The organism is Streptomyces sp. NPDC100445 (assembly GCF_044759735.1).
GTDB lineage: Bacteria > Actinomycetota > Actinomycetes > Streptomycetales > Streptomycetaceae > Streptomyces.
This window is the reverse complement of record NZ_JBIVZV010000009.1, coordinates 184,345-197,694: the sequence shown is the minus strand read 5'-3', so window position 1 is coordinate 197,694 and position 13,350 is coordinate 184,345. Positions and strand designations below refer to the sequence as shown.

General features: G+C 66.6%; 10 protein-coding genes and 2 pseudogenes. 7 read left to right on the top strand and 5 right to left on the bottom strand.

The genetic code is table 11. The features are described 5' to 3' along the window. Nucleotides 1–42: 42 nt before the first annotated feature. The 3 genes from ACIQVT_RS22215 to ACIQVT_RS22205 all read left to right on the top strand — a co-directional run bounded on the left by ACIQVT_RS22215 (nucleotide 43) and on the right by ACIQVT_RS22205 (nucleotide 2,683). The gene (locus tag ACIQVT_RS22215; RefSeq protein ID WP_403756409.1) at nucleotides 43–252 is read left to right on the top strand and encodes a hypothetical protein; all 210 of its coding nucleotides are present in this window, start codon (nucleotides 43–45) and stop codon (nucleotides 250–252) included. Further along, nucleotides 239–1,630, top strand: a complete 1,392-nt coding sequence (locus ACIQVT_RS22210; RefSeq protein WP_403756403.1) for an amidase — start codon at nucleotides 239–241, stop codon at nucleotides 1,628–1,630. The genes ACIQVT_RS22215 and ACIQVT_RS22210 overlap by 14 nt, the downstream gene beginning before the upstream one ends. A gap of 477 nt (nucleotides 1,631–2,107) precedes the next feature. Further along, nucleotides 2,108–2,683, top strand: a complete 576-nt coding sequence (locus ACIQVT_RS22205; RefSeq protein WP_403756400.1) for a TetR/AcrR family transcriptional regulator — start codon at nucleotides 2,108–2,110, stop codon at nucleotides 2,681–2,683. A 342-nt stretch (nucleotides 2,684–3,025) separates the two neighbouring features. Here the strand turns inward: ACIQVT_RS22205 and ACIQVT_RS22200 are convergent. Both ACIQVT_RS22200 and ACIQVT_RS22195 read right to left on the bottom strand, forming a co-directional pair. After that, nucleotides 3,026–3,280, bottom strand: a pseudogene (locus tag ACIQVT_RS22200) (serine hydrolase); the annotation flags it as partial. 885 nt (nucleotides 3,281–4,165) lie between these two features. Continuing rightward, nucleotides 4,166–5,599 carry an endo-1,4-beta-xylanase gene (locus ACIQVT_RS22195; protein WP_403756396.1) on the bottom strand — a complete coding sequence of 478 codons (1,434 nt, stop codon included), beginning with the start codon at nucleotides 5,597–5,599 and terminating at the stop codon, nucleotides 4,166–4,168. A gap of 798 nt (nucleotides 5,600–6,397) precedes the next feature. On the opposite strand from ACIQVT_RS22195, the gene ACIQVT_RS22190 reads away from it, so the two are divergent. Together ACIQVT_RS22190 and ACIQVT_RS22185 are read left to right on the top strand one after the other, a co-directional pair. After that, nucleotides 6,398–7,822, top strand: a complete 1,425-nt coding sequence (locus tag ACIQVT_RS22190) for a non-reducing end alpha-L-arabinofuranosidase family hydrolase (protein ID WP_403756393.1) — start codon at nucleotides 6,398–6,400, stop codon at nucleotides 7,820–7,822. A gap of 559 nt (nucleotides 7,823–8,381) precedes the next feature. Next, on the top strand, nucleotides 8,382–8,738 hold the full coding sequence (locus tag ACIQVT_RS22185) for a hypothetical protein (RefSeq protein WP_403756820.1): 357 nt from the start codon (nucleotides 8,382–8,384) through the stop codon (nucleotides 8,736–8,738). A 19-nt stretch (nucleotides 8,739–8,757) separates the two neighbouring features. Here ACIQVT_RS22185 and ACIQVT_RS22180 read toward each other — a convergent pair. The 3 genes and pseudogenes from ACIQVT_RS22180 to ACIQVT_RS22170 all read right to left on the bottom strand — a co-directional run. Beyond that, nucleotides 8,758–8,997: pseudogene (locus tag ACIQVT_RS22180) on the bottom strand (transposase family protein); the annotation flags it as partial. Between the two features lie 689 nt (nucleotides 8,998–9,686). Next, complete coding sequence (locus ACIQVT_RS22175; protein WP_403756391.1) at nucleotides 9,687–10,946, bottom strand: NAD(P)/FAD-dependent oxidoreductase; 1,260 nt, start codon at nucleotides 10,944–10,946, stop codon at nucleotides 9,687–9,689. Continuing rightward, nucleotides 10,943–11,131: a ferredoxin gene (locus ACIQVT_RS22170; protein ID WP_403756388.1), complete on the bottom strand. Its 189-nt coding sequence runs from the start codon at nucleotides 11,129–11,131 to the stop codon at nucleotides 10,943–10,945. The genes ACIQVT_RS22175 and ACIQVT_RS22170 overlap by 4 nt, the downstream gene beginning before the upstream one ends. A gap of 381 nt (nucleotides 11,132–11,512) precedes the next feature. On the opposite strand from ACIQVT_RS22170, the gene ACIQVT_RS22165 reads away from it, so the two are divergent. Together ACIQVT_RS22165 and ACIQVT_RS22160 are read left to right on the top strand one after the other, a co-directional pair. Further along, entirely contained in the window at nucleotides 11,513–12,088 is a 576-nt protein-coding gene (locus ACIQVT_RS22165; protein WP_403756386.1) for a CGNR zinc finger domain-containing protein, read from the top strand. Between the two features lie 256 nt (nucleotides 12,089–12,344). Further along, nucleotides 12,345–13,322, top strand: a complete 978-nt coding sequence (locus ACIQVT_RS22160; RefSeq protein WP_403756383.1) for a LuxR C-terminal-related transcriptional regulator — start codon at nucleotides 12,345–12,347, stop codon at nucleotides 13,320–13,322. Nucleotides 13,323–13,350: the final 28 nt, after the last annotated feature.

Below are 13,350 nucleotides of genomic sequence, written 5' to 3'. Positions count from 1 at the left end.
GTGGTGCGCCTCGTCGCTCCAGCCCCGACCAGGGGAGAATCCGTGTCCTCCGCCGAACTCACACCGTCCGAGGCCGCCCGCTGGGCCGCCCGTGCCGGGCTTCCGCTGCCCGATGACCGCCACTTGGCGGTTGCGGCCACCGCCGACCACATCCACTCCGTCGTCGCGGTCCTGCGCGAGCTGAACTTCGGTGACACCCCGCCCGCCGGTGCCTTCCGTGCGGAGAAGGAGAAGCGCGATGCAGCCGTATGAGCTGTCCGTTGCCGCCGCCGCGCAGGAGATCCGGGAGCGGCGGCTGTCCCCCGTCGAGCTGGTCGACTCGGTCCTCGACCGCATCGAGCAGGTGGAGCCGCACGTTGCGGCCTACGTCGCGGTTTTCGCTGATCAGGCCCGCCGGACCGCCCGTGATGCCGAGCGTGAAGCCGCAGAGGGCTCCTACCGGGGCCCTCTGCACGGGATCCCGGTGGGGCTCAAGGACTTGATCGATGTCGTCGGCGTGTCCACCACGGCAAGCTCCAGGACCCGGGCCGGTCATCGCGCGGCCTCCGACAGCACGGTCGCCGCGAGTCTGCGGGCGGCCGGCGCGATCCTGATCGGCAAAACGCACACCCACGAGTTCGCCTACGGGCTGACCACCCCGCAGACCAACAACGCCTGGGATCACGGCAGGGTCGCCGGTGGCTCCAGCGGCGGTTCCGCCGTCGCCGTGGCCTCCGGTGCGGCGACATTCGCCCTTGGCACCGACACCGGCGGATCAATCCGGGTGCCCGCGACCCTGAACGGGGTGGTCGGACTCAAGCCGACGTATGGACTCGTGCCCCGTCACGGCGTCACGTCGCTGTCCTGGTCGCTCGACCACGTCGGCCCGATCACCCGCACCGTCGATGACATGGCCCTGGTCCTGACCGCCCTCGCCGGGTACGACCCCCGCGACCCCGCCTCGGTGGCCGTCCCCGGCGTCGGCTACCGGCCGCGCCCCGACCCGGACCTGACGGGAGTGCGTGTCGGCGTGCCCCGCAACTACTACTTCGCACACGTCGACGCCGAAGTCGCGGCCGCTGTCCGCCGCGCCATCGCGCAGCTGGAGGCGCTCGGCGCCCGGCTCATCGATATCGACATACCGATGACCCGCTACATCCAGGCCACCCAGTGGGGTCTGATGGTGCCGGAAGCCACCGCCTACCACGAAAGCACCCTGCGTACCGTCCCCGAGCTGTATCAGGCGGATGTCCGGATCCTCCTGGAGGCCGGCGAGCTGATGGGCGCGGGCGACTACCTGCGGGCGCAGCGCGCCCGGACGCTGATACGCGACGAATGGGCCCGCATCCTGGAGGAAGTCGACGTGATCGCCGCCCCTGCGGTCCCGATGACCGCGGTCCCGTCAGGCCAGGAGACCGTCACCTGGCCCGACGGCACGGTCGAGAGCGTCTCCGACGCCTACGTGCGCCTCTCCTCCCCGGCCAACGTCACAGGAGTACCCGCACTCTCCGTCCCGGTCGGCCGCGACACGGCAGGCATGCCCATCGGCATGCAGTTGCTCGGTCGGCCCTTCGCCGAGCGGACGCTGCTGCTGGTGGGCCACGCATACGAGCGGACGCAGCCCGCCCGATCGCTCGCACCCATCGCGTGAGGGCGGTGTGGGGGGCCGGGCCGAAAAGTTCCGGCCCGGCCCCCCACACCGCTCGGCTCCGGCGGGATCAGGACCGGATGCCCGCAACGATGAGATCGGCGAGGACCCCGGCACAGCCGTCGAGTCCTCGCCCTTTGCCCCGGACGCGGTCCGGCCTCCCCCCGTGGTGCCGGAGCGCGTGATGATGTCGAAAGTGACGGAACGACAGACGGCCGAGGGATCCTCGGACTGCGGGAAGATGTCCGGGCCCACCACCCGGGCGAGACGCTCCGCGCGTACATGGCCAGGGACTCGTTCACCAGCGCGTTGAGGGTGGTGACGTTGCTGCCGTGCCCGTTGACGATCAGGAGGCGCCAGGCTCCGAGGCGCAGGATGGAGCGGCACACATCCCGCGGGGGCGCGTGGAGGGTCGGCAGCGAAAGGGGACCCGGGTATCGAGGTCCATTAAACGCAAGGACTGCGCTTTAAGCTGGTGTGATGAGCAGCAAGCAAAGGGTCCGCCCCGGCGGGCGCAGCGCGCGCGTCCAGGCGTCGGTGCACACCGCTGTACGGGAACTCATGGAGGAAAGGGGCCGCGAGGCACTGACCGTCCCACTGGTCGCCCAGCGCGCCGGAGTCACCCCGTCGACCATCTACCGACGCTGGGGCAACCTGCAGGAACTGCTGTCGGACGTCGCGGTGGAGCGGCTGCGACCCGACACCGAACCGGAGGACCACGGCGACCTGCGGTCCGACCTCACCGCATGGGCCGAACAGTTCCTCGACGAAATGACGTCCGCCTCGGGCCGCGCCTATATCCGCGACGCCCTGCTCGGTGACCCGGACGGCAGCAACGCCGGCCACTGCTCGGCCTACGCGGCTGAACAGATCAACGTCATTCTCGCCCGAGCGACCGACCGCGAGGAGAACACTCCCGACGTCGAGACGGCCATGGACCGCATCGTCGCCCCCATGATGTATCGCATCCTCTTCCGCCCGGCCGGGCTCGACGCCGCGTACGCCCGCCGGCTTGTGACCGAGCTCTTCGGCATATGCGGGAAGGGCGACCAGTGACCGGGCGACTGTCTCCGTCGCCTGCGAAAGCGCCCGCGCGGCCCACGTCCCGACGGACGGCCCGGCGACTTCATCCGTCGCCCCGTGAGACGGGCACGAGGTCTCCGGGGTCTGGCAGGAGGCGAACGCACCGGCGGCGCCCACGGTCATCCGGTCCGTGGGCGCCGGCGCGGTCAGCGGTCGGCGGTCAGCTCGCCACGCGCAGGGCGAAGGGCCACCGCGCCGTGTCGGCTGCGACATACTGCTCGACACGGTGTACGGCGCGGATGCGCAGGATGTGTTCGAGGGCCGCCGGGGCGTGGGCATCGGGTGCTCCTGGGGGCGTGCGACCGCGTTAGCCCTTCCCGCTTCCTCGGGGACTTCCACGGTGGTGCGCATCTGCTTCATCTGGGCCTCGGGCAGCGACCGGCCGGACATGAGCGCGGTGAGGAAGCGCTGCCAGTCCTGCGCGGTGGAGACCGTACCGCCTGCCGCCCACGCCCAGCTCGGGTCTACGGCGGTGGTGTCGATGTTGTCCCCGGGGCTTTCCAGCCCGGCGAATCCGGCGCCCTCGGGCAGGTCCACGGTCCCGGAAAGGAGGGCCTTCAGGCGCTTGGCAAACTTCCTCGGCTCCGGCCTGCAGGGCCGCCAGGGTGACGGATTCGTCGGGTTCGGTACGCAGAGCGAATGACCTGCCGAAGCCGGCGACACTGGCTGTGCGCCGTGACTGACGTGGGTCGAAGGTATCGATGCTGGTCATGGCGGGCTCCGACACGCCAGCAGCCACCACGGTGCGGTCCTGCCTGATGATGTTCAACGCGCCGGTGAACTTGAGCAGTTCGGCGACCTGCTTGGGGGCGTTGGGATCGAGGATCGGCCCCTACTGTCCTGGGGAAGCAAGGCCCGGGTGGAGAGCTGGCCCGTCTTGTACAGGCGGACCTCTACGAGCCGGCCCGGACGGGGCGGCCCACGAACGGGGGCGGCTGGCCGGGACGGAGACGGCCATATGGCCCTGCGACCGGGAAGAGCTCAGGGGGACATCGTCGTCGATCGCCGAGGCACTCGAGGCGGACGACTGGAGCTCGTGAACACGTCCATTCGACTCTTCACGGACGGTGATCCCGTCGGGCGGCCGTACCCTGTCCGTGCCGAAGCGACGTACGGCCGTGACGTTCATTTGACGCTCCGGGCGCCCGCTGGCCCTCATTCGGCACCCGAAAGCCTCTCTGACCTCCGCGAGGGCGAACACCGTGGCCGAGACTCCGTCGTGCGGAACCGCATGTGAGACATGTGGCAGGAGCCTGCATCACGCTCCACGCGGTGGGCCTACGGAAACATGTCAGGCTTCGGCGGGCGCCGGATGCACCGAGGCGAGCATCCCGATCGCGAGGTCGCCGCCACACGGCGGCGACCCGGGACCGTCGACAATGTCCTCGCGGAGGGGCGGGAGAAGCCGCAGCCTGGGCTGTCACGGCTTCACCCCTTCGTGCGTGGCAGGTTCCCTCAGGTACGGGTCCAGCGTTGGTTGTTGCCGTTCGAGCAGGAGTAGAGCTGGATCAGGGTGCCGTTGGCGGTGCCGCCCGAGACGGCGTCGAGGCAGAGGCCGGACTGGACGCCGACGATGGATCCGTCGGAGTTGAGGCGCCATTTCTGGTTGTCGCCGCCCCAGCAGCTGTAGATCTGGACTTTGGCACCGTTGCCTGTGCCGGCTGCGTCAAGGCATTTGTTGCCGTAGACCTTGAGCTCACCGGCGTCGGTGTACGTCCATTGCTGGTTGGTGCCGCTGTGGCAGTCCCACAGCTGGAGCTGTGTGCCGTCGGTGGTGCCGGCTCCGGGCACGTCCAGGCAACGGCCGGAACCGACGCCCTTGATCTGTCCGCCATCCGCAGGGGGTGTCGTGGAGCCGCCGCCGTTGAGGGCGTTGAGGACGGCGGTGTAGGCAGGCTTCTTGCTGCCGTCGCCGTTGAACAGCAGCGGCGTGTCCCCCGATCGCCAGGAGTCGGTGTCGCGCACACCCCAGACGGTGATGCCGAGGCAGCGCGGGACGGCCAGGCAGTCGTTGGTCACGTTGGCGTAGGTCGAGGCCGAGGCGCCCTGGATGTCGAGTTCGGTGATGGCCACGTCGACGCCGAGGGCGGCGAAATTCTCCAGGGTGGTGCGGAAATTGCTGTTGTAGGGGCTGCCGCTGTTGAAATGCGACTGGAACCCGACGCAGTCGATCGGCACGCCGCGCTGTTTGAAGTCCCGGACCATTGCGTACACGGCCTGGGTCTTGGCCCAGGTCCAGTTCTCGATGTTGTAGTCGTTGTAGCAGAGCTTGGCCGCCGGGTCGGCGGCGCGCGCGGTGCGGAAGGCGACCTCGATCCAGTCGTTGCCCGTGCGTTGCAGGTTGGAGTCCCGCCGACCTCCCGAATTGTCGTCGGCGAAGGCTTCGTTCACGACGTCCCACTGGGCGATCTTGCCCTTGTAGTGGCCCATGACGCCGTTGATGTGGTCGATCATCGCTTGGCGCAGTGAGCTGCCGCTGAGGCTCTGCATCCAGCCGGGCTGCTGGGCGTACCAGGCCAGGGTGTGGCCGCGCACCCGCTTGCCGTTCTGCACCGCCCAGTTGTAGACGCGGTCGCCGGCGCTGAAGTTGAACTGGCCCCGCTGTGGTTCGGTGGCGTCGATCTTCATCTCGTTCTCGGCCGTCACCATGTCGAACTCACGGCTCGCGATCGTCGTGTACGCCGAGTCGCCCAGCCTGCCGGAGGCGATGGCGGTGCCGAAGTAGCGGCCGCTCTGTGCCGCCGAGGCGCCAAGCGTGTTCTCCGCGGCGTGTGCGGTCGGCGGTGCGGCCAGTGCGGTGACCGCACCGAGGACGCCGACGACCAGCGCCAGCAGCAGGCTGCGGATCCTTTGGCGGGTAACGGATCTGGGAAGGGCGTACGAGCCCATGACTGTGCCTCCGAGGTAGAAATCGCTGATCGACTGAAGCGCAGGGGATTGCGTCGTCCGGCCCCCTTCGGCAGACAACGGCACGGGCGCCGCACCCGGTCGGCCGTCGGGCGACGTACGGCGGGCGTGTTCCAAGGTGATTGCCCAGGCCCCGTACAGCCCGGGATCTCGAACCAGGGCCGGTTCTCAGACAGAGATGATTGAGGTGTGACCGCGGATCGTCAATACTCCCCGCACGAGTAAATTTCCGATTGACGTACGAAAGTTTCGGTTCTGCGTGAGTGGACGGCGACTCCCCGGCGCTGCCGGCGGCGGCGTGCGGAAATATCAGTACGTCACGGATGTTGGAGGCAGGGTCGATCAAGTGTCTGTACTGCCCACACATCGCTCCTTCCGGGGTCAAGTCGCGCACGAGCCAGTCGTTTGACGGTATGGCGTGCACTGGTCGACGTGCGGCGGTGCGAATGTTTCGGTGCTTGAGGCGACATGTGCGAGAGGTATTGACGGCGTTCATCTGTTCCCTATCATCGGGTTGCTCGATGCTTCGACCCTCGTTCGCCATATCGAACATTTTGGGCGCTCCATCGCGCAGTAGGGCCATGCCGGGCAGCACCGCCTGAAGTCGGAATCGCGAGGGCCGTGACGCATGTGTATGTCGGGGATGCATATGTCATGTCCCCGCTAAATGCTGCCGTTCGCCGTGGTGCCCGCGGACTGCGCACCGCACCACACCGAAAGTCCGGCCCAGCCTCTGACGAGGCCGACCGGAACCGCCCACTCAAGGTTGAGGAAGTATCCATGCACCGAGGAAGTTTCAGCCGCAGGCATCCGTCAGTGGTGCTCGCCGCCGTGGTGGCGGCCCTGGCCGCGTTGGCGGCGATGCTCGTCGCCGCCCCGGCTCAGGCGGCTTCCAGCGGCGCCTTGCGCGGCGTTGGTTCCGGCCGGTGTCTCGATGTGCCGGGCGCCAGCCAGACCGACGGCACATCTCTGCAGATCTACGACTGCTGGGGCGGGACCAACCAGCAGTGGACGTCGACGGACAGCAACCAGCTCACCGTGTACGGCAACAAGTGCCTGGATGTTCCGGGCCACGCCACCACGGCCGGTACCCGGGTGCAGATCTGGACCTGCTCCGGCGGTGCGAACCAGCAGTGGCGGGTGAACTCCGACGGCACGGTCGTCGGCGTGGAGTCCGGGCTGTGCCTGGAGGTTACGGGCTCCGGTACGGGCAACGGCACAGCGGCGCAGATCTGGACGTGCAACGGGGGCGACAACCAGAAGTGGACCGGCCTGTCCGGGACGACCCCGCCGGGGGGCGGCACGTGTTCTCTGCCGTCGACGTACCGGTGGACGTCGACGGGCGCGCTGGCGCAGCCGGCGAACGGGTGGGTCTCGCTGAAGGACTTCACCACCGTGACGTACAACGGCAAGCACCTGGTCTACGCGTCGAACGTGTCGGGATCGTCGTACGGCTCGATGATGTTCCGACCCTTCACGAACTGGTCGGACATGGCGTCGGCCGGCCAGACCGGGATGAGCCAGTCCGCGGTGGCGCCCACGCTGTTCTACTTCGCACCCAAGAAGATCTGGGTGCTGGCGTACCAGTGGGGTGCGTGGCCCTTCATCTACCGCACGTCGAGCGACCCCACCGACCCCAACGGCTGGTCCGCGCCGCAGCCGCTGTTCACCGGCAGCATCCCGGACGCCGCCCCGATCGACCAGACCCTGATCGCCGACGACCAGAACATGTACCTGTTCTTCGCCGGGGACAACGGCAAGATCTACCGGGCGACCATGCCGATCGGGAACTTCCCGGGCAACTTCGGCTCGTCCTACACGACGGTCATGAGCGACACGGTGAAGAACCTGTTCGAGGCGCCGCAGGTCTACAGGGTCCAGGGTCAGAACCAGTACCTCATGATCGTCGAGGCTCGGGGTGCGAACGAGCAGCGCTATTTCCGCTCGTTCACGGCCTCCAGCCTGAACGGCTCGTGGACCCCACAGGCCGCCAGCGAGAGCAACCCCTTCGCGGGCAAGGTAAACAGCGGTGCGAACTGGACCAACGACATCAGCCACGGTGACCTGGTCCGCAACAATCCCGACCAGACCATGACCATCGACCCCTGCAACCTGCAGTTCCTCTACCAGGGCAAGTCCCCCTCCGCGAGCGGCCCCTACGACCAACTGCCCTGGCGGCCGGCTGTCCTCACCCTGCAGCGCTGAACCGGCCTGTGTACCTCGCCGACGGCCGGCCTCACCCAGATCGGGCCGGCCGTCGCCTTTGCCACCATGAAGCAGCGCCGGGGAAGCCGATGAATCGCTCACGAGCGCCGAGCCGGACACGGTGCTCCGCTGGAGGCTCTGCAGAAGGGATCCCAGCCATCGCTCGCACGGTCAAGGCGCCGAGCACAGCGTGCGTGACATGGGGTGTCTGATGTCAGTGAGAGCCACTGGTCCAGCGACTGTCTCCAGCGGCTCTCGGAGATCGTGGAGAAGCGCCCACAACGGCAGTCCCGTACGGCTGCCGGACGTTCTGGCCCTGCCGATGTCCTGGCTGACAAGCAGGCAGAGGGCGCGGATCGGGCGGTTCGAGAAAAGGGTGCTGGGTGTGCTGCGCCCACTGTGGCGCCGGGGGCGTCTCATTACGCAATGCCCGGACAAGACACCCAACGGGCGATAAGACTGATCGCATGGCTACAGAACCCCGCCCCTCCATCGTGTCCTCATGCATCGAGCTGCTCGAGCGTCTTGCCCAGTGAGAAGGTGACGAAGACGGGTGAACATGGAGTGGGAGGAGATACGTCGTCGACTGCGCTTCGGGCAGCGTGTTTCCGGAAGGGTGGTCCAGATACCGAGGCCGGGCACGATCGGCTTCTTCGTCGACATCGGGCTTGCCGTCGGCGGCTTCGTCGACGTGCTGTTGCTGCCGGAGGATGCCGCTCGGTGGCCCGCTGAGGGCACCGAGACTGAGTTCGAGGTCTGGTGGGTCGATGAACGGCCCCAGGTTCGACTGAAGCCGGTCGATCGCCAGTTCTTGCGGGAAGACTTCGACGAATGGCTCAGTCGATGGCGACCTGGGTGGCCCCAGGAGCTCGGTCTCCCCGTCCTCGCCATCGAACCGCCGTCTCACAGCACCTGACAGCAGTCGGCTGAGACGGTCACCGACCGGTGAGGGCCAGGTTGTGTAGTCGGGCGATGCCGAGCATGGCTTGGTGAACGCCATGGCCCTTGAGGCGGCAATCCCGCCGGATTTTCCAGTTCTTCAGGCGGGACAGGGCGTGCTCGACGCGGGCGCGGGCTTTGCGGTGGACCTTGTTCTCGGCTTCCTGCTGCGGGCTCAGGGCTTCCTGACCGCGTCGTGGGCGATGAGGAATGAGCAGGCTGGTGCCTTGGTAGCCGCGTCGACGATCACCGGAACGCCTCGGCAGGCGAAGTCGACACCGGACTCGGTGAAGGGTTCGGGGCCGTCATGGCTCACGTCGAAAGCGACTGACCGCACGGAGACACGAGGGAGAGGGCACGGGAGGTGACGGCATCGGCCAACTGGCGGTGCGCGGATTGTGACACGTTCAACGCTCCGGCAGAGGCGTCCTGCGAGGGCTGCGGCGGGACCCGGCGCAGTACCCGCAAGAGTCCGCGAGGGAGCACGCCCCCGCACTCACGGCCGTCCGAGCGTGCGGCCTCCGCCGCGACCGACTCCGGCAGCCACGGCCAGGCCCAAGCCCTCTGTGAAGCGCGCCCCGAGACCGGCCGCCGGTTCTGCCCGCAAGCCCGCCGGTAAACGGCCCGCCACATCCGGCCCGCCCGCCTCCTGGCGGTGCTCACTGTGCGACACGAACAATGAGCTTACGGATCCGTCATGCATCGCCTGCGGCACTGCCTGGAATGCCGCGGTTACAAAGCCACCACGGAAGCCGCCGTCCACCGCTAACCCTCCGAAAGCCGCCAAGCCCTCGTCCTCCGCCGGCGGCTCGGGCGCCGGTGCGAAGAAGAGCACCGCACCCCGCCCTGCACCGCCCCGCAAGCCCGCCCCGAAACCGGCCCGGCATCCTGCTCCGCCTCGGTCGCCACCAGATTTCCGTGCACTCTAGTGAGCTTTCAGTGACCTCAGAAGCTTTATATAGGTACTGTTGAACCGGGCACCCTTATCAAAATAGGCAGCCCCCACTGTCACGCCTTCCCGGAGGAACGTGACGAGAACCCCGTGGTCCAGTCGATCCAGATCTCCGCAGACGATCTCCATGGAATCCGAGATCCTCGGGTTGCCGGCGATCTGGATACGCAGTCCGAAGATTTCGGTGGCCATGCTGGGGAAGTAGCGGATCGGGGAGATCTTCGGATCATGACCCAAAGACGATGCTAGAGACCTACCTGCGAGATCGCCGGTATCGATCGCGTTCTTCCAGAATTCCCTACGTGTGAGCGTTCCTGCCGTCCACGGGTCAGGGTAACGAGCAATATCTCCGGCCGCGAAGACGTCGTCACACTGGGATACACGCATGTATTCGTCGACGCGCACACCGTCAGAGAGATCCAAGCCGTTTCCGTGCAGCCATTCCACGTTGGGAACACTCCCGATCGCTTCGATGAAGAGCGACCGATCTGATGTGGCTCCCGGATCCGCCGGTTCTGAACCGCTTGCGTCCCTTGCGGACACGATGGCGCGATCACAGAGCAGTTCTTTTGCCGAGTCTCCGGTAAGAAACGTGACACCATTCTGTACGACCCAACGCTCGAGCGCGATCGAGATGCGCTCACCCAGAAGACTCTCGAACGGCCCGCGTCGTAGTGCTTCCAGCATGAAGACGTCGCAACCGTACTCTTTGGCCAGCGAGGCAAGCTCACAAGCAACGAATCCGGCGCCTACTATCGTGACCTGTTCGCTTGTTCGGAGTCGACTGTGGATCTGTTGTGCGTCGTCCAGATCTCGCAGAGTCCTATGGGTATGGAGGTCGCATTCCCCGTCGCCGCCGACCGACGTACGTGGGCGTACACCCGAAGCGATCACCAGACGGTCGTATGCGAATGATTCACCTGTGCTCAGATGCAGAACCTTGTCGCGGAGGTCCGCGCCTTCGACTCTGGTGCCGAGGCGCCAGGTCAGGGCGTTGTTCTCGGCTCCATTGACCGCCAAGTCCCCAGCGATATTCATTTCGAAGGCATCCGAGAGCGGATACCGTTGCTTCGTCAGCCCCGGCCGGTTGTAGGTACGGTGAGTCTCGTCTCCGAAGATGACGATCCTGGCGTCAGCATGAGTTTTGAGTATCGCGTTGGCCGCTCGTAGTCCGGCTATACCGGCACCAACTATTCCGATGCGCGGCTCCTCGTTCGCCACAGGCGATGTCACGACTTCAGGGTGATGGCTTGCAGAGGGCAAGAGTCGATAGCATCCTCGATGTCATCGATGTTTTCCTCATCGAACGATTCCTGGTACTGGAGCTCTCCGTCGGAGTCCAGTTCGAAGTTGGTCGGAGCGGAAATTGCGCACTGCCCATGGTTCTGGCACTTCACCCTGTCCACGAAAATCTTCATAATTCCTCGTGTCTCCTTGTCCGTCTATTTCGCTGGTTCAATTTCCAGCACTTGCGATGCTACGAACTCCCTCGTGGCGAAGGAAGAAGCGACGGGTGGCCTGAATCGGTCCTGGCCTGTTCAGGCCGGTAGTCGATCGGGTGTCCGGCGGTCACGGGGGCGCCGCTGCCCTTCCGTCCAGCCCGGAGATTCACACGCGTCACTCGCGTGGGTGATCGCGGTGCCGGTAGCGATCAACCTCGCGTCGGCTTGCCCCAGCCGGCGGCGGGGTACCCGATGACGGCCCATGGGGGTGCGGTGGGATTCCCGGGGCGGCAGAGCACCGGCTGAGGAGGTTCCGGCATGGTTGCGTGCCGGGAAGGAACCGGCTAGCTTGGTTCCATGGCTGTCGTGTATTTTCCCGAGTTCCGTCTGGGCAAGGTGCTGGCGACCAGCTTCACGGGGACCCTGTCGGAGCGTCACGGCGAGGCTTTGGAGCGCATTCCTGTGCCCTCCCGGCTCGTCGACTGGCTGGCGATCCATGGGCTCGCAGTCGACTCCTGCACCCAGTCCCAGCTCGACCACGCCCGAGAACTGCGGGAATCAATCCACGCGGCCGCTACCGCCGTCGCGAACCAGGACCCGCTTCCCTCCTCGGCTGTCGAAGTCATCAACGACTGTAGTACTCACGGAACGGCCTCGGCGGTCCTGACGGCCGAAGGCACCCAGGATTGGCGGCTGAATTCCGCCTCCGTGGAAGACGCGCTCAGCGTGATCGCCGCCGACGCGATCAGCCTCCTCGCGGGGGAGAGAGAAGGAAAGATTTCCTTGTGCGCGTCACCGACGTGCCGAGCCGCTTTCTTCGACACCAGCCGAGGCCATACCCGCAGATGGTGCGACATGAATACATGCGGTAATCGTGAGAAAAAGGCGCGCTTCCTCGCCAACAAGCGGAAAAGCTCCAGCCTTGCCGGCTGACCACCACCCCTTGTACGCCGCGACAACCACGGCCAGGACAACACGATCGTCTCCGGCCGGGACGATGCTGCCCACCATGTCGGCGCCGGCCCGGCCACACCGTGGGCCCGAGTGGCCTGTGACACGGCCGCCACCTCCACCTCGGTGCGGTTCGCGATTGCTGGTCCTCCCGACTTCGCGGCAGCGCTCTCCGTAACAGTCAGACTGCCGCGTTCCGTAGTCTCGCCATCGCACGCTGTTCAAGAGGTGAACTCGCATGTTCGATGTTCTGGGAATGGACGCCACGGCCGAGGTGGTCTATCGCGAGATGCTGGCGCACCCGCAGGACGGTGTGGCCGACCTGATGCGCCGGCTCCGACTGACCGAGCAGGCGGTACTCGCCGCACTCGACACACTAAGCGAACTCGCTCTAGTACGGTGTTCCTCCGAAGACCCCCAAAATTTCCACGCGGTTGACCCGCACCTGGCCGCAGACATCCTTCTGGCGAGGCAACGAGCCGAACTCGCCGCGCAACAGCAACGTGTGCAAGAGGCCCAGGCCGCCGCCGTACAGCTGAAATCGGAGTTCACCCAGGACAGGGACGAGTTGCACCGCCTGAAGGGGGTCGACTGCGTCCGCGACTACCTGGCCACTCTGTACGACCGGGTCGAGGACGAGCTGTTGACATTCGCTCCGGGCGGAGCCCAGACGGTGGCCAACGTGCGCAGCTCCCGGCCGCTCGCCGAGAAGCTGCTGAAACGGGGTGTGCGGATGCGCACGGTCTATCTGGACAGCGCCCGCAACGATCCCGCCACGGTGGAACACGCGGATTGGCTTGCCGCGCTCGGCGGCCGAATACGTACCGTGCCCGCGTTACCGAACCGCATGGTCATCTGTGACCGGAGGATCGCCGTCGTCGCCGTCGACTGCGATGACACCGCCGCCGGGGCAGTGGTCCTGAAGACGGCAGGAGTAGTGTCATCGCTGTACGCCCTGTTCGAGAGCGTCTGGCAGTCCGCCCAGCCGATAGGTGCGAGCGCCCTGCCCACGGATACGCGGCGGCTGAGTCCGCAGCAGACGGAAGTCCTGCGGCTGTTGTCCCTGGGACACACCGACGAATCCGTCGCGGCACGGTTAGGCGTGTCGGCTCGCACGGCCCGCCGCATCGCCACGAAACTCATGGACCACCTCGGCGCGCGAAGCCGCTTCCAAGCCGGAGTGCACGCGGTCGCGAGGGGGCTCATCAGGCCTTGACGGTCCCGTACGGTCGCTGGTCGAAAAG